Origin of the sequence: Pseudomonas sp. P1.31, from assembly GCF_001269815.1 — a bacterium.
GTDB classification, from domain to species: domain Bacteria; phylum Pseudomonadota; class Gammaproteobacteria; order Pseudomonadales; family Pseudomonadaceae; genus Aquipseudomonas; species Aquipseudomonas rustica.
In genome coordinates this window covers 125616-142255 of the sequence record NZ_LHVN01000036.1, presented here as the reverse complement: position 1 = coordinate 142255, position 16640 = coordinate 125616, and the positions used below count along the sequence as shown (strand labels likewise).

Genomic DNA, 16640 nt, shown 5'->3' with positions numbered 1-16640 from the left:
TACAATGGCGCGATAGTGGCTCGCGCCAGAACCTGAATCGACCGTTGCAGCCAAGACTGCACGGCATTGCTTTGTGTGAGGAGAGTCTGAATGAGCCAAGTGTTGGAAGATCTGGTCGACCTGCTGACCCTGGAACCGATCGAAGAAAACCTCTTCCGTGGCCGCAGCCAGGACTTGGGTTTCCGTCAGTTGTTCGGTGGTCAGGTGCTCGGTCAGTCGTTGTCGGCGGCCAGTCAGACGGTTGAAGAAGCGCGCCACGTGCATTCGATGCACGGTTATTTCCTGCGTCCGGGCGACGCCAAGTTGCCGGTGGTGTATTCGGTTGATCGCGTGCGCGACGGCGGCAGTTTCAGTACGCGCCGGGTGACCGCGATCCAGAAGGGCCATCCGATTTTCACCTGCAGCGCGTCGTTTCAGTACGACGAAGAAGGTTTTCAACACCAGAGCCAGATGCCCGTGGTGGTCGGCCCGGAAAATTTGCCGTCGGAACTGGAATTGTTCCAGCAACGTGCGCAACTGATCCCCGAGCACATGCGTGAAAAGCTGCTGTGCCCGAAACCGATCGAAGTGCGCCCGGTCACCGAAAAAGATCCCTACAACCCGCAACCGGCCGATCCGGTGAAGTACGTGTGGTTCCGTGCTGACGGTGCGTTGGCCGATATTCCGGCGCTGCACAAATACTTGCTGGCCTACGCGTCCGACTTCGGTCTGCTGACCACTTCGATGCTGCCCCACGGCAAATCGGTTTGGCAGAAAGACATGCAGGTCGCCAGCCTCGATCACGCGCTGTGGTTCCACAATGATCTGCGTGCCGATGACTGGCTGCTCTACGCGATGGACAGTCCGTGGGCCGGTAATTCCCGTGGGTTCTCCCGTGGCAGCGTGTACAACCGCGCCGGCCAATTGGTCGCTTCGGTGACGCAGGAAGGCTTGATTCGTCATCGCAAGGATTGGGCATGAGCCTGAAAGAGGTGAAGCACTGGGTGTTCGACATGGACGGCACGCTGACCGTGGCCGTGCATGATTTTGCGGCGATTCGCGTGGCGCTGGCGATTCCGCCGGAGGACGACATCCTCACGCATCTTGCGGCGCTACCGGCGGATGAAGCGGCGGCGAAACACGCGTGGTTGCTGGAGCATGAACGCGATCTGGCGCTGGGTTCGACCCCGGCCGCTGGCGCTATTGAGCTGGTGCGTGATCTGCATGCGCGCGGTTATCGCCTCGGCATTCTGACCCGCAATGCGCGGGAGCTGGCGCATGTGACGCTGGAAGCGATTGGCCTGGCTGACTGCTTTGCCGTCGAAGACGTTTTGGGCCGCGACGAAGCGCCGCCTAAGCCGCACCCGGGTGGGTTGCTGAAACTGGCAGACGCCTGGGACGTGCCGGCCAGCGAGATGGTGATGGTCGGTGATTATCGCTTTGATCTGGATTGCGGAAGAGCGGCAGGGGCGCGGACGGTGTTGGTGAATTTGCCGGATAACCCGTGGCCGGAGTTGGCGGATTGGCATGCGCGCGATTGTGTTGAGTTACGGCGGATGTTGGTGGATTAAGATCAAAAGATCGCAGCCTGCGGCAGCTCCTACACGGGATCCATGTAGGAGCTGCCGCAGGCTGCGATCTTTTGCTTCTCTAATCAAACAGGGCTTTCTGCCCCTCCGGCGACGTCAGCATCCCATCGCCGTTATGCCCAACCCCCGGCACTTCAACCAGCCGCTGATTGACCCCTTCCGGATGTCGGCGCAGCAGATAGCCGAAGTAAGATTTCCCACGCTCAAGACGGAACGCACCCTGCGCTTGCGCCGCGCAACTCTTGTCCAGCGCCGGGTGCTGCGGATCAATATCCTGCTGCCCGAGCAGATAGATCACCTCGCGTTTGACGTAACTGCTTTCAAGCTGCAGCGGCGTTTGCCCACCGGCGTAAACCGGCATGTCTGCCAGCCCGTACTTCCAGCGATTGAAACCCGGGCACTTGGCGTGATCGAACGCCGCCGGCCGCTGTTCATTGAAATACGCATACGACGACGGATTCGCCACCACATAGCGCAGACGAATGCCGTTGGCCTTCAGCGCCGGCTGATCCTTGGCCAGCAGGGCATAGCGCTGCACCACCTGGCCGCCGCCGGAGTGGCCGAAAATCACGATCTGCTTCACGTCGGGAAACTGTTTGCGATCGGTGATCCGCGCGACGATTTCATCCAGCGCCGCGTAGGAACTCAACGGATTCGGCCCTGTGGATAAGCCGCCGCCCATCCATTCATTGCCTTGCCAACGCAGCAACGTGGCGGGCAACGAGTACAGGGCGACATCGCTTTCATTGAGAAACTGCGGGGCGATCACCAGCGTGTGTGCGGTCTGTCCGGCCAGTTCGACGGCGCTTTCGGCGCTTTTGCGATAGGTCTCGGCGTTGCGCAAACGGCCATGAATGACGATCAGCACACGCTCAATTTTTTCCGGCGCCGGGCCAATGCCCACCGCCATTTCCCCGGCCTTGAGTTGCAAGCGACCGGGGCTGATCGCATCGACACCTGCGGCGTGCGCGGTGCTGCCAACGATCAGTAACGCCAAAAGCCATTTATGCATTTACAGGTTTTTCGCCGCGAAGGTGTCGCACTGGCCGACCTGGCCCTGCGCGAATCCGGTTTTAAACCAGCGCACCCTTTGCGCCGACGTGCCGTGGGTAAACGAGTCCGGCACCACACGGCCCTGACCCTGTTGTTGCAGGCGATCATCACCGATGGCGTTGGCCGCATTCAAGGCTTCTTCGATGTCGCCCGGTTCCAGCCAGTTCAAACGCTTCTGCGCACTGTAAGCCCAGACACCGGCGAGGCAATCGGCCTGCAATTCCTGACGCACCAGCAAACCACCGTCGCCTTCCATCTGCCGACCTTGCTGGCGGGCTGTCTGAATTTTCGCCGAGACGCCGAGAAGCGTCTGCACATGGTGTCCGACTTCGTGCGCAATCACGTAGGCCTGAGCGAAATCGCCGGCCGCCTTGAAGCGTTGCGACATTTCCTGGAAGAACGCCATGTCCAGATAGACCTTCTGGTCAGCCGGGCAATAGAACGGGCCGGTGGCGGAGGTCGCCAGACCGCACGCCGAATTGACCCGGTTGCTGAACAGCACCAGGGTCGGATCCTTATATTGGCGACCGGCCTGCTGGAAAATCGAACCCCAGGTGTCTTCGGTATCACCGAGGATCGAGCGAACGAATTCAGCCTGCTCATCGTTGGCCGGCGGCGCCTGACGGGTTTGCGAGGTCGGTGCGGTCTGCGGGCTCGATTGCCCGGCGAGCTGGCCGAGGATCTGCATCGGATCCTGCCCGGTGATCCAGCCGATCCCGACGATCAGCAGAATCGCCCCCAGGCTCAGGCCTTTGCCGCCACCAAAGCGCATGCCGCCACCGCCACCGCCTGCATCATCACCCCGGGCGTCGACGACGTTGTCACTGCGTCGGCCTTTTTTCCATAGCATGTGGGAATCCTCTGTTGTACGTGGTGATGAGTGTTGCTGGTGCACGACGGTGGCGCCAGTCCGGTCGTCAGACCATCGTGATCGACGCCGGTTCTAAAGCAGATGCCGATATTGCCAAGCTTACAACTGCGCGGCGTTGAAGGTATCGCACGCTTCGACGCGGCCGCTACCGAATCCTGCGCTGAACCAGGCACTGCGCTGTTGTGATGTGCCGTGGCTGAAGGTCTCGGAACGTACTGTCTGGTTTCGCGCACGTTGCAGCGCATCATCGCCGAGCACGCTGGCAGCGTTCAGTGCTTCGTCGATGTCGCCCGGTTCCAGCCACGCATGGCGTTGTTGCGCATGGTGAGCCCAGACCCCGGCCAGACAATCGGCCTGCAGTTCGACGCGCACCTCCAGTCCTGAGTCGCCGGTCACAGGCTGCCTGGCGGACAGCGCGCTTTCAAACGGTGCGGAAATACCTAAGGCAATTTGCACGTGATGGCCGACTTCGTGGGCGAGGATGTAAGCCTGAGCGAAGTCACCGACCACCGAAAAGCGCTCGGCCATCTGTTCGAAGAACGCCGGATCCATGTAGATGTTTTGGTTGGTGGGGCAATAAAAGGGGCCGCTTGACGCACCGGCAAAGCCGCAGCCCGACGCGATGCCATCGCTGAACAGGGTCAATGTGGGCGCCGGGTAGTGTTGCCCGGTACTGGCAAATACCTGTTCCCAGGTGTCTTCGGTGTCGCCGAGTATCGATTCGATGAATTTGAGTTGGGGGTCGTCGACCGGCGCGATCTCCTGACTGATGTAGTCCTCAGCGGCAGGCGCCTGTGGCGCGGTGTTGTAGCTCGAATAGAGCGCCACGCCTGTCAGCGCGGCGGCGGCCAGCCCGGCGCCGAGTTTTTTCCCTGTCAGTGTGCGGGCGTCCTTGCCCTCTCGCGTGTCATTGACGTTGTCGCTGCGTCTTGCCTTGTTCCATAGCATGGTGCGGTCTCTCATAGGTTGATGGGGCGTTTTCGCCTCGCCTATGAATAACCGCACAGCTCAGGTTGTGCAGGGCAGATGTGTAAGAGCGCGTAAGACCGATCCTGCAACTGGCGTTTCGAACCGGGCAAACGCTGTTTTCCTACTCACTGATCAAACGCGTCCCACACCGGCGCGAAGTCCGGACTGACCTGACGTTCGCGCTTCGACAGGCTGGTAATCAGCGCCCGGTCTTCATCGTCGAGATTGACCTCAAGTGCCGCGAGATTGGCCAGTTGATTGGCTTTGCTGCTCGCCTTGGGAATCGCTGCAACGTTGTCTTGATCAAGCAGCCATTTCAGCGCGACCTGTGTCGGCAGCACGCCATGCTTGGCGGCGATCTGCTGGATCTCGGCAATGTGTGAAACCTTGTTACGCGCCAGCGGTGTGTAAGCTGTCAGCGCCAGATTGTGTTGGCGAGCGTAGTCGAGCAGGGCGTTTTGTCCGAGCAGGACGTGGTACTCGACCTGAATCGCTGACAGATCAATGCCGTATTCCTCGATGACTGTGCGCAGCAGCGGCAGCGGAAAATTCGCCACGCCGATATTGCGCGCCAGGCCTTGCTCCTTGAACGAAGCCAAGGTTTCGAGCGTGCGCGGCAAGTCCCAATCGGTGGTGGGCCAGTGCAACATGAACAGGTCGACGTAATCGCTGCGCAAGGCCTTGAGGCTGCGATCCAGGGAGTGGCGCATGGCGTCGGGTTGCAACTGATCCCACCAGACCTTGGTGGTGACGTGAATCTGCTCGCGCGGTGTCGGCGTATTCGACAAGGCTTGTCCGACCGCGTCCTCATTGTTGTAGGCCGCAGCCGTGTCGATGTGTCGATAACCGAGTTCCAGCGCTTGCTCCACGGCCTGGGTGCATTCTTCGCCGAGCATCGGCCACGTGCCGAGACCGAGTTTCGGCATGTTCAAACCCTGGGCATTAACGATGTGCTGCATGGTCGATCTCCTGTTCGAAAGCAGTGATGCCGGCGATATGCCGAGCGGCGATGTAGCCGAACGTCAGCGCCGGGCCGAGGTTGATTCCGCCCGCCGGGTAGTGGCCGCCCATGATGCTGGCCATGTCGCCGCCCGCTGCATACAGCCCGGCGATAGGGTGTTGGTTGGCGTCGAGCACTTGCGCGTGTGGGTTGACCTTGAGCCCGGCAAAAGTGCCGAAGCATCCCGGTTGTACTTTCACGGCGTAGAACGGGCCGGTTTCTATTGGGGCAACGCAGGGGTTGGGAAGGTTCGCCGGATCGCCCTGTTTGCGGTTGTAGGGCGTTGCGCCGCGCCCGAATTGCGGATCTTCGCCGTTGTGGGCATGGCGGTTGTAGTCGTCGAGGGTTTGGCGCAAACCGTTCGAGTCGATGGCGCAAGCGTTGGCTAATTCCTCAACGGTGTTACCGGTTTTCAGATAACCGCTGCGGATAAATTCTGACAACGGAACCGGAAACGGCCGTGACATGCCGAGGCCATAACGGCGCTGAAAGGCGTGGGTGCAGATCAGCCATGAGGCGACTTCTTCACCTGGTGGCGCCGCGTTAACCATGGCGCTGACGTAGTCGAAATAGCCGTTGGCTTCGTTGACGAAACGCTGGCCGTTGCTCAGTACGCCGATGATGCCGGGTTTGCCGCGCTCGATGATGTGTGGGAAATGGCCGATGCTGCCGTCGGAATGAGGCACTTGCGAGACGGGTGCCCACGCAACAGGTGACGCGACGTCGGTGTTGACCCGCGCGCCGACGCTTTCGCCCAGCCGCAAGCCATCGCCATTCACGGCCAGCGGCGGCAACGCCCAATGTTCGTGGCCGGTGGGCGTGCGTGGGAACAGGGCTTTGCGCCGTTCGATGTCGTTGGCGAAACCACCTGCTGCGAGCACCACGGCTTTGCGTGCGTGGATGCGGATCGGGCCTTTTATGCTGTTGATCACTGCACCGCAAACGCGGTTTTCGTCACGCAGCAACTCAGTCACCGGCGCCGATTCCCACAGCAACACGCCGAGGTCTTCAGCCGATTTCGCCAGTCGCGCGACCAGTGCCACGCCGTTGACCAGTTGCAGCGCACGGCCATGCGTCGCGAGGTCAAACAGGTGCCGGGTGAAACGTCGCGTCACGTGCCAGGCAGCTTTCAATGAGCGGGTCAGATTGAGGAATGCCGAGAGATCCGCGCCCGCCATGATCGGCATACCCATGAAGGACGTTTCGCGCATGGTCGTACGAAGTCGCTTGAGCAAGCGTCCGACCTCGCGCCCGTTGTAGGGCGCGGCAATCACTGAGCGTCCGCCGGTGCCCGCGCCCGGGGTGTCGCCATGGATGTCGGCAATCGCGTTGCCGTCGGCGAATTGCAGTGCGGTGTGTTGCTCGAAAAACGCCACCATATTTGGCCCGGCCTCGAGGAAGGCATCGATCATCGCCGGGTCAAAATGCTCGCCCAGTTCATGGCGCAAATAGGTGCGCGGTTGTTCGACGTCTTCGATGATGCCGGCACGACGGGCCAGCGGATTGCACGGCACCCACGCCCAGCCACCCGACCATGCGGTGGCGCCGCCGAATACCGAGTCCTTTTCGACGACGATGACCTTCAGGCCATGCCACGCAGCAGTGACGGCTGCCGACAATCCGGCGGCGCCGGAGCCGACGATCAAAACGTCGCAGTCGATAGCGGGAAGTTCGGCAGGCATCAAACATGGCTCCAGCGCTGAATTATTTTTGGAATTTGATTCCAGAAAATAACCATTGCTGCCGTCGGCCTACAAGCCTTGATACGACAAACCGGGCGGTTATCGAACAACCAGTTCCAGATTTCGCTTTGCGGCTGATGTCTTCTAGAATCGGCGAAATTTCATTTGGATTTCCCCATGGCCGGCAGTCAGATTGAACGGGTTTTCAGCGTGCTGGAAAGTCTCACCAGTGATCCGCGCGGGCTGCCGATGCAGACGCTTGCCGAGCAATTGGACATTCCGAAAAGCGCGACTCACCGCTTGCTCGCCGAGCTGATTCGTCTTGGTTACGTGCGGCAGAATCCCGAGACCTTGCGCTATCACCTGTCGACAAAACTCGTCGCGATGGGCTTTCAATACCTGTCGAGCAGTGGCGCCGATATTGTTCAGCCCGTGCTGGATCGGCTGGCGCAGGAAACCGGCGAACTGGTGCGTCTCGGTGTGATCGATGGCGAGCGACAGACCTGGATTGCCAAGGCGCAGGGTGCACGTACCGGTCTGCGTTATGACCCGGACATGGGCCGCGATGCGCCGTTGTTTTACACCGCGTCGGGGCATGCGTGGCTGGCGTGCATGAGCGATGCCGAGGCGTTGTCACTGGTTGAGCGACAGGCGGCGGAGGTGCCGGTGGGTGTCGGGCCGAATGCGCCGCGCTCTAATATTGAACTGCTGGAACGCCTGCGTCTGGCCCGTGAGCAAGGCTATGCTTGGGTCGAGGAAAGCTCGGCGGTCGGTACGTCGGCAATTGCGGCGGTGGTGAAACATCCGGCGGATGGTCGGGTGATTGGTGTGCTCAGCATTGCCGGGCCGAGTGCGCGGATGCCGGGGGCGCGGTTGCATGAGTTGGCGCCGTTGTTGTTGAGGTTTGCTGACGAGTTATCAGCGGCGAGCCTGGCCTCTGAATTGTTTATCTGACACTCCACAAATCCCCTGTAGGAGCTGCCGAAGGCTGCGATCTTTTGACTTTGTTTTTTAAGATCAAAAGATCGCAGCCTTCGGCAGCTCCTACAGCGGATTTTGGTGATTCAGAAAGGGTGCGGTGTTCGCACGGTTTTGCGCTTGATGGGTGTTTGATTCTGGAACTCGGTTCTAAATTGTTGCTGGAGTGTTTTTTCCGACAACAATCACAAAAGGATCGCGCCTTGAATTCGCCCCTTCGAATCGCTCTGATCGGCGCTGGCAATATGGGTCAGCAACATTACCGGCACCTGCAAACCCTCAGCGAAGCCCGCCTGTGCGCAGTGGCTGATCCCGGGCCGCAAGCCGCCACTCTTGCGGCTGAGTGGGGTGTCAGACATTTCGCCGATCACCGTCAGATGCTTGATCAGATCAAGCCAGACGCAGTCATCGTCGCCAATCCTAATAACCAACACGTCAGTACGGCGCTCGATTGTCTGGCGGCCGGTGTACCGGTGCTGCTGGAAAAGCCTGTCGGCGTGCATCTGGATGAAGTGCGCGAACTGGTCGCGGCGGTTAAACGCAGCGGCGTGCCGGTGTTGGTCGGCCATCATCGACGCCACAATCCGCTGATCGTCCGTGCCCATGAGCTGGTGCAAAGCGGTGCGCTCGGGCGTTTGACCACGGTCACCGCGTTGTTCCAGGTGCGTAAACCGGACAGCTATTTCGAGATCCCGTGGCGCCGTGAAGCAGGGGCGGGGATGTTGCTGACCAACCTGATTCACGACCTCGATTTGTTGCGTCACCTGTGCGGTGAAGTGCGTTCGGTGCAAGCGTTCACCGACAACTCGGTGCGCGGTTTCGCCAACGAGGACAGCGCGGCGGTGTTGCTGCAGTTTGCCGGCGGCACACTGGGCACGTTGAGCGGCTCCGATGCGGTGGCGGCACCGTGGAGTTGGGAGCTGGCCTCCGGTGAAAACCCGGCGTATCCGCGTCAGGCGGATCAACCGTGTTATCTGCTGGCGGGTACCGCCGGGGCGTTGAGTATTCCGCAGCTCAAGCGCTGGCATTACGCCGCTGATCAGGTGGACGCCGGTTGGCATGAACCGTTGTTGAGTGTGGAAGAGTCCTACGGCGGTGAGGAAGCTTTACGCTTGCAGTTAGAGCATTTCGTCCGCGTGGCTCGGCGCGAAGTCGAGCCGTTGGTCAGTGCTGCTGATGCCGCGCGCAACCTCGCGCTGATCGAAGCCATTCGCGAAGCCGCCGCCACGGGCCGCGCTTGCGCCCCTGCAATGATCGAGGCTTGAACATGAGCGAACGAATTCTCTCCCTGGCCAGCCTGACCGTGCTGGAGTTGTCGCCACCGCAAATGGTCGAAGTCGCTGCTCGCGCCGGATACAGCCATGTCGGATTGCGTCTGGAACCGGCAACGCCCGAGGAATATCACTTCCCACTGGTAGCCGATAACGATTTGCGGCGTAGGACGATGGAGCGATTGCGCGACACTGGCATCCGCGTGCTCGACGTGGAAATCCTGCGTCTGAAACCGCAGACCGTTGTTGCCGGTTTCGAGAAGCTTCTTACGGTCGGCGCGGAGTTTGGTGCGACTGAATTGCTCGTCGCCGGTAACGATCCTGACGAGCAGCGACTCACGGATAACTTTGCCGCGTTGTGCGATTTGGCGGCGCCGCTCGGGTTGCATCCGCATCTGGAGTTCATGCCCTGGACGGATGCGCGCAACCTTGAGCAAGCGCTGCGGATTGTGGAAAACGCTAGTCGGGAAAATGCGGCGGTGTTGGTCGATGCCTTCCACTTTGATCGTTCGACGTCAAAGCTTGAGGATCTTGCGAAGGTGCCATCGTCGCGACTGCGTTATGCGCAGTTATGTGATGTCGCAGGGCCGCGACCGTCAGACATGGCCGAGATCTTGCGTCAGGCGCGCAACGAGCGACGGTTTCCCGGCGAGGGTGATTGCGATTTGCTCGGGTTGCTGAAAGCGCTGCCGGCTAATATCCCACTGAGCCTGGAAATTCCTACGGTTAAACTGCTGGAGCAGGGCGTGAGTGGATTGGATCGGGCGCAGATGGCGATCAACAAGACTCGGGAATTGTTGGCGCGGCTTTAAGCGGTGCTGCGCACCTGTTCGCGAGCAAGCTTTGCTCCTACGGGGTTTACGCAAACCGTGTGGGAGCAAGGCTTGCCCGCGAAGCTTTTGATCTTTTTTGGCACCACAAGGAAACCCAATGACCGTCAGCACCCCGCTCTCCGGTGTCAACCAACCCTTCAAAGGGATCCTGCTGATTGTCGTGGCGACTTTCCTGTTCTCCAGCCACGACGCGCTGTCGAAATACCTCTCCGGGTTCTATCCGATCGTGATGGTGGTGTGGGCGCGTTATTTGGTGCACACCTTACTGATGGCGGGAATTTTTCTGCCGCAGTCCGGACTGCGCGTCCTACGTACCAAGAAGCCGTTGTGGCAGTTGGTTCGAGCACTTTGCCTACTCGGCACCAGCCTGTTTTTCACCACGGCGCTGTTGTACATCCCGTTGGCGGAAGCCACGGCGGTCAACTTTCTTGCACCGGTTTTGGTCACCGCGTTGTCAGTGCCATTGCTTAAAGAACGGGTGACACGCGGTCAATGGATCGCAGTGATTTGCGGCTTTATCGGCGTGCTGATCATCGTCCACCCGGGCGGTGAACTGTTCACGCCAGCGGTGCTGTTGCCGTTCTGCTCGGCGCTGTTTTTCTGCTTCTATCAATTGCTCACGCGCAAACTCGCGGAGATCGACAGTCCGACCACCAGCAACTTCTTCGCCGGGTTGTGCAACACGTTGGTGATGAGTGCGCTGGTGCCGTTCTTCTGGCAGGTGCCGACGCTGACCCACGCCGGGTTGATGCTGGCGCTGGGCAGTTGCGGGATGACCGCGCATTTGTTCCTGACCCAGGCGTTCCGCCATGCCGCGCCGGCGCTGCTGGCGCCGTTCGGGTATTGCCAGATCGTGTTTGCGGGGTTGTTGGGCTGGCTGCTGTTCAATCACACGCCGAGTGTGTTGACGGTGATCGGTATCGCGGTGATCTGCTGCAGCGGACTGGCAGCAGCGTGGCAACAAAGCCGCCGCTGAAAAAAACGCAATCCCTTGTGGGAGCGGGCTTGCTCGCGAAGGCGTCAAATCAGCCGATAGAAATGTCGACTGACCCACCGCATTCGCGAGCAAGCCCGCTCCCACAGGGTTGAGGTGTATCAGTGATTTATTCGGTGACGGTCGGGATCTTGCGCGGGGCCATGAAGTACATCCACGTCAGCGCAAGGAAATACATCGCCGGAATCAGGGTGAACAACACGGTGTAGTTGTTGTTGGTCACGGTCAGGATATGGCCGACGATCTGGGTCATGAACATCCCGCCGATCGCCGCGCACATGCCGCCGAAACCGAACACCGTGCTCATCATGTGCTTGGGCGTGTAGTCCATCACCAGGCTCCAGATGTTCGCCGTCCACGCCTGATGCGCGCCGATCGCCAGAGAAATCGCCGCCACCGCGACCCACAGATTGGCCGAGCCAGCCGCCATGACCACGCCGATGATGCAGCAGGCGAACAGCAACATCGACAGCAGCCGCGCCTTGATCGAGTTCATGCCGCGACCGATCAGGAACGAAGACAGAATCCCGCCACCGACACTGCCGAAGTCAGCCGTCACGTAGATGATGATCAGCGGAATACCCATCTGGGTGACGTTGATGCCCAGGTTGTATTGCTGATTGAGGAACGGCGGCAGCCAGTACAGGTAGAACCAGAACACCGGCGCGGTCAGCGCATAAGCGATGGCGAAGGCCCAGGTGCCGCGCATCCGCAGGATTCTCGAGAACGGCACGCGGGCCTGTTCCGGTTCAACTTCCTGCTGGATGTAGTCCAGTTCGGACTGTTTCACGGTCGGGTGATCTTCCGGATTGAAGTACTTCAATCCCCAGAACAGCAACCAGATCCCGCCGAGTGCCGACATGCACAGGAACGCCGCTTGCCAGCCCCAGACGTGCAGGACCAGCGGCAGCAACATTGGCGTGAACATCGCGCCGACGTTGGTGCCGGCGTTGAAGATGCCAGTGGCGACTGCACGTTCGCCAGCGGGGAACCACAGGCGCGTGGTTTTCACGCAGGCCGGGTAGTTCGCCGCTTCGGTGAGGCCGAGGATAAATCGGCAGACCATGAAACCGACCGCCGATGTCGCCAGGCCGTGGGCGCCGGTGGCCAGGCTCCAGAGCAGCACGGCGCAGAAGAACACGCGTTTGACACCGACCCGGTCGATCAGTCGACCTTGCAGGACGAAACCGATCGCGTAGCCGACCTGAAACCAGAAGTTGATGTTGGCGTAATCCATCGCCGTCCAGCTCATTTCCTTGGCGAGGATTGGCTGCATGACGCCGAGGGCGGCGCGGTCGATGTAGTTCAGGGTGGTGGCGAAAAACACCAGCGCCAGCATGCCCCAGCGGGTTTTGCCGACCGCCATGGCGCCGCGGATCTTGTCGCCGATGCCACCTGAGGCAGTACTCATGGCCGGAGCCATGCGGGAAGTCTGTGAAGGAATCATGTGTTCCACCCGTTTTTGGATTTGTTATTTGGTGTGCTGTGTTGCTTGCACGCTGCGACCGGTGGTTCATATCCGGACTCAATGTGCGGTCGATGGTGGGCAGTGGACGAAAAATCGTCAATTCGCCAAACCGCCATTGTGTTCGATAATCGCACGCAAAACTAACCGGGTAGTACACTTTAAATTGCTGCCGCGTTCAATGCAGCCAATAATTTCCCCACTATAAAAACCCATCCCATGTAGGAGCTGCCGAAGGCTGCGATCTGTTGATTTTGCTCTCCACGAATAAAGATCAAACGATCGCAGCCTTCGGCGGCTCCTACAGTAAAGATCAAGCGGCGCAGTCCGGGAGTTGAAACATGCAGCGTTCCATTGCCACCGTTTCCTTGAGCGGCACCCTGCCGGAAAAACTCGAAGCCATTGCCGCCGCCGGGTTCGACGGGGTGGAGATCTTCGAAAACGACCTCCTGTACTACGACGGCAGTCCGCGAGAAATTAAACAGATGTGCGCCGATCTCGGCATCGCCATCACTCTGTTTCAGCCGTTCCGCGATTTCGAAGGCTGCCGCCGCGATCGCCTGGCGCGCAATCTTGAGCGCGCCGAACGCAAGTTCGACCTGATGCAGGAACTCGGCACCGACCTGGTGCTGGTCTGCAGCAACGCCTCGGCCGACAGCGTCGGCGATCAACAAATTCTAGTCGATGACCTGCGCTTGCTGGCCGAACACGCCGGCGCGCGCGGCTTGCGTATTGGTTACGAAGCGCTGGCCTGGGGCCGTCACGTCAACACGTATCAACAGGTCTGGGACATCGTTCGCCAGGCTGATCATCCGAGCCTCGGCGTGCTGCTCGACAGCTTTCACACGCTGTCGCTGAAGGGCGATCCGCGCGCCATTGCCGACATTCCCGGCGACAAAATCTTCTTCGTGCAAATGGCCGACGCGCCGATTCTGCAGATGGACGTGCTGGAGTGGAGCCGGCATTTCCGCTGCTTCCCGGGGCAGGGCGAATTCGATCTACCGGGGTTCCTTGCACCGATCATTCAGAGCGGTTACACCGGGCCGCTGTCGCTGGAAATTTTCAACGACGGCTTCCGCGCCGCGCCGCCACGGGCCAATGCTGCCGACGGTTTGCGTTCGCTGCTGTACCTGGAGGAGAAGACTCGCCAGCGTCTGGAGCAGGAAGCGACGCCTGTGGCCAACCGCGAAATTCTTTTCGAAACGCCGCAGGCCAGCGAGTACAACGGCATCGAGTTTCTTGAGTTCGCCGTGGATGAAAGCCTTGGCGCCAAGCTGTCGAACTGGCTGGAGCGCTTGGGTTTCGTCAAGGCCGGGCAGCACCGTTCCAAGAGCGTGAGCCTGTTGCGTCAGGGCGACATCAACCTGATTCTCAACTCCGAACCTTACTCTTTCGCCCACAGCTTTTTCGAAGCCCACGGCCCGTCGTTGTGCGCCACCGCCGTGCGGGTCAAGGACAGCGCCAGTGCTTTGGCCCGTGCCGTGGCTTACAAAGGTCAGCCGTATCGCGGACTGGTCGGCCCTAATGAGCTGGAACTGGCGGCAGTGCGCGCGCCGGACGGCAGTCTGATTTATCTGGTCGATGAACAGGCCGATGTCTACGGCACCGATTTCAACCTGCTGGCCGACGCGCCGGCCCGTGGCGGCCTCAAGCGCATCGACCACATGGCCATGGCGCTGCCGGCCGACAGCCTCGACAGTTGGGTGCTGTTCTACAAGAGCCTGCTGGATTTCGAAGCGGACGATGAAGTGGTGCTGCCCGACCCGTACGGTCTGGTGAAGAGCCGCGCACTGCGCAGTCGCGACAGCTCGATCCGCTTGCCGCTGAATATTTCAGAGAACCGCAACACCGCGATCTCCCATGCGTTGTCGAGTTACCGCGGCTCCGGTGTGCATCACATCGCCTTCGATTGTGACGACATCTTCGCCGAAGTCAGTCGCGCGAAAGAGGCCGGCGTGCCGCTGCTGGATATCCCGCTCAACTATTACGACGACCTCGCCGCACGCTTCGATTTCGACGACGAATTCCTCAGTGAACTGGCGTATTACAACGTGCTGTATGACCGGGACGCGCAGGGCGGCGAGCTGTTTCACGTCTACACCGAGCCGTTCGAAGGACGCTTCTTCTTCGAGATCATCCAGCGCAAAAACGGTTATGCCGGTTACGGCGCAGCGAATGTCGCGGTGCGTTTGGCGGCGATGGCCAAATCACGCAGTGGCGCCGTTCGCCAGGCGAAGTTGTAGGAAATTCGTAAACGCGGGATTAAACACGGCTCGCGCGGCTTCCTTCACTGTGCGGCGCGGCCCATAATCGCCGCCTGTGCAGTGATGGCCGTGAGCCCGCAATGACGATAAATTCAGAACTTTCCGCAGCTACTGTCGTGCCCGTCGTAGAGCCGCGCAAGAGTCGCAAAAACAACCCGGAAAAGACCCGCGAGAACATCCTGCAGGAGGCGATCGTCGAGTTCGTCCAGCAAGGCTTGTCCGGTGCTCGCGTTGACGCGATCGCCGAGCGCATCCACACCTCCAAACGCATGATCTATTACTACTTCGGCAGTAAGGAGCAGCTGTACGTCGAGGTGCTGGAGAAGCTTTACGGCGATATCCGCAACACCGAAAACCGGCTGCACCTGGCCGAGTTGCCGCCGGTGGAGGCGATTCGTCGATTGGTTGAATTTACGTTTGATCACCACGATCGCAACGTCGATTTCGTGCGCATCGTCAGCATCGAAAATATCCACAACGCTGAATTCGTGAAGCGTTCCGATGCGATCAAGGCGATGAACAACACCATCCTCGATTCGCTCGGCGAGATTCTGCGTCGCGGTGCTGATGAAGGTGTGTTCCGTGCGGGGCTGGATGCGCTGGATGTGCATTTGTTGATCAGTTCGTTCTGCTTCTATCGCGTGTCGAACCGGCACACGTTTGGCGAGATCTTCCAGATTGACCTGCCGGATGAAAGCATCAAGCAGCGTCATCGCGAGATGATCTGCGAATCGGTGCTGCGCTACCTGCAAGCCTGACAATCAAAAGATCGCAGCCTTCGGCAGCTCCTACACCGATCCCTGTAGGAGCTGCCGCAGGCTGCGATCTTTTGATCTTCAACCATTCATGCTTTGAAAATGCGCCAGCATCCGCTGCGCATCCGGCACCACGCCGCTGAACAATTCAAACGCCTTCACTGCCTGAAACACCGCCATGTTGCCGCCATCCAACGTGCGGCAACCCAATGCGCGAGCATTGCGCAGCAGCTCGGTTTCCAGCGGGAAATACACAATCTCCGCCACCCACAATTCCTTGCGCAGCAACTCGACTGGCACCGGCATGCCCGGCAGTTTGGCCATGCCCATCGGCGTGGTGTTGACCAGACCATCAGCCAGATTCAGCGTACTCGGCAAATCCCGACCCGCCACCGCACGACCGAAGCCGAAATGCTGATTCAAGTTGTTCGCCAGACTTTCCGCACGCTCACTGTCGACGTCGAAAATGCTCAACTGCCGGACACCTTCGCTCAACAACGCGTGGGCCACTGCCGCGCCCGCACCACCTGCGCCCATCTGGACGACACGTTCGCGGGCAGCGTCCTGCAAACCACGGCGAAAACCCTCGGCGAAACCCAGACAATCGGTGTTGTGACCGACGCGCTTGCCGTCCCTCAGCACCACGGTATTCACCGCACCGATGCCTCGGGCTTCCGGCGACAACTCATCGAGCAGCGGAATGATCGCCTGCTTGCACGGAAAGGTAATGTTCAGCCCGGTGTAGTTCATCCGCTCAGCGGCCAGCAGCAGATCGGGCAGGGCGGTGCTGTCCATTTGCAGTTGATCGAGATCGATCAATCGATACAGATAACGCATGCCCTGCGCATCGCCTTCGTGCTCATGCAGCGCCGGTGTGCGCGAAGCCTGAATACCGGCACCGATCAACCCGGCGAGAATTACGTTGGAGTGCGACATG

General features: G+C 60.0%; 15 protein-coding genes. 8 read left to right on the top strand and 7 right to left on the bottom strand.

Annotated features, from left to right (window positions below; all coding sequences use genetic code 11):
- Nucleotides 1-90 precede the first annotated feature (90 nt).
- Both tesB and AD669_RS23355 read left to right on the top strand, forming a co-directional pair.
- Nucleotides 91-960 (top strand): acyl-CoA thioesterase II, encoded by an 870-nt coding sequence (tesB, locus tag AD669_RS23360; RefSeq protein ID WP_053124082.1) that lies wholly within the window; start codon nt 91-93, stop codon nt 958-960.
- On the top strand, nt 957-1550 hold the full coding sequence (locus tag AD669_RS23355; protein ID WP_053124080.1) for an HAD family hydrolase: 594 nt from the start codon (nt 957-959) through the stop codon (nt 1548-1550). Before tesB ends, AD669_RS23355 begins: the two co-directional genes overlap by 4 nt.
- Nucleotides 1551-1629: 79 nt before the next feature.
- Here the strand turns inward: AD669_RS23355 and AD669_RS23350 are convergent, their stop codons facing one another.
- The 5 genes from AD669_RS23350 to AD669_RS23330 all read right to left on the bottom strand — a co-directional run bounded on the left by AD669_RS23350 (nt 1630) and on the right by AD669_RS23330 (nt 7143).
- Nucleotides 1630-2580: an alpha/beta hydrolase gene (locus tag AD669_RS23350; RefSeq protein ID WP_053124078.1), complete on the bottom strand. Its 951-nt coding sequence runs from the start codon at nt 2578-2580 to the stop codon at nt 1630-1632.
- Complete coding sequence (locus AD669_RS23345; RefSeq protein ID WP_053124076.1) at nt 2581-3471, bottom strand: neutral zinc metallopeptidase; 891 nt, start codon at nt 3469-3471, stop codon at nt 2581-2583. It lies immediately after the preceding gene.
- A 120-nt stretch (nt 3472-3591) separates the two neighbouring features.
- The gene (locus AD669_RS23340; RefSeq protein ID WP_053124074.1) at nt 3592-4440 is read right to left on the bottom strand and encodes a neutral zinc metallopeptidase; all 849 of its coding nucleotides are present in this window, start codon (nt 4438-4440) and stop codon (nt 3592-3594) included.
- A 146-nt stretch (nt 4441-4586) separates the two neighbouring features.
- Nucleotides 4587-5420: an aldo/keto reductase gene (locus AD669_RS23335; protein ID WP_053124072.1), complete on the bottom strand. Its 834-nt coding sequence runs from the start codon at nt 5418-5420 to the stop codon at nt 4587-4589.
- Nucleotides 5404-7143, bottom strand: coding sequence for an FAD-dependent oxidoreductase (locus AD669_RS23330; protein WP_053124070.1), 1740 nt, complete (start codon nt 7141-7143; stop codon nt 5404-5406). Before AD669_RS23330 ends, AD669_RS23335 begins: the two co-directional genes overlap by 17 nt.
- Nucleotides 7144-7320: 177 nt before the next feature.
- Between AD669_RS23330 and AD669_RS23325 the strand changes: the two genes are divergently transcribed.
- The 4 genes from AD669_RS23325 (at nt 7321) to AD669_RS23310 (ending at nt 11201) form a co-directional block, all read left to right on the top strand.
- Nucleotides 7321-8097 (top strand): IclR family transcriptional regulator, encoded by a 777-nt coding sequence (locus tag AD669_RS23325; RefSeq protein WP_053124068.1) that lies wholly within the window; start codon nt 7321-7323, stop codon nt 8095-8097.
- Between the two features lie 227 nt (nt 8098-8324).
- Nucleotides 8325-9386: a Gfo/Idh/MocA family protein gene (locus AD669_RS23320; protein WP_053124066.1), complete on the top strand. Its 1062-nt coding sequence runs from the start codon at nt 8325-8327 to the stop codon at nt 9384-9386.
- A gap of 2 nt (nt 9387-9388) precedes the next feature.
- A complete protein-coding gene (locus tag AD669_RS23315) occupies nt 9389-10204 on the top strand; it encodes a sugar phosphate isomerase/epimerase (RefSeq protein ID WP_053124064.1) in 816 nt (271 codons plus the stop codon).
- Nucleotides 10205-10322: 118 nt separating this feature from the next.
- Nucleotides 10323-11201 (top strand): DMT family transporter, encoded by an 879-nt coding sequence (locus AD669_RS23310; protein WP_053124062.1) that lies wholly within the window; start codon nt 10323-10325, stop codon nt 11199-11201.
- 127 nt (nt 11202-11328) lie between these two features.
- Here the strand turns inward: AD669_RS23310 and AD669_RS23305 are convergent, their stop codons facing one another.
- Nucleotides 11329-12666, bottom strand: coding sequence for an MFS transporter (locus tag AD669_RS23305; protein ID WP_053124060.1), 1338 nt, complete (start codon nt 12664-12666; stop codon nt 11329-11331).
- Between the two features lie 359 nt (nt 12667-13025).
- Between AD669_RS23305 and quiC the strand changes: the two genes are divergently transcribed.
- Nucleotides 13026-14927 (top strand): 3-dehydroshikimate dehydratase QuiC, encoded by a 1902-nt coding sequence (gene quiC, locus AD669_RS23300; RefSeq protein ID WP_053124058.1) that lies wholly within the window; start codon nt 13026-13028, stop codon nt 14925-14927.
- Nucleotides 14928-15028: 101 nt separating this feature from the next.
- A complete protein-coding gene (locus tag AD669_RS23295) occupies nt 15029-15706 on the top strand; it encodes a TetR/AcrR family transcriptional regulator (RefSeq protein ID WP_053124056.1) in 678 nt (225 codons plus the stop codon).
- A gap of 78 nt (nt 15707-15784) precedes the next feature.
- Here the strand turns inward: AD669_RS23295 and AD669_RS23290 are convergent, their stop codons facing one another.
- Nucleotides 15785-16639, bottom strand: coding sequence for a shikimate dehydrogenase (locus AD669_RS23290; RefSeq protein ID WP_053124054.1), 855 nt, complete (start codon nt 16637-16639; stop codon nt 15785-15787).
- Nucleotide 16640: the final 1 nt, after the last annotated feature.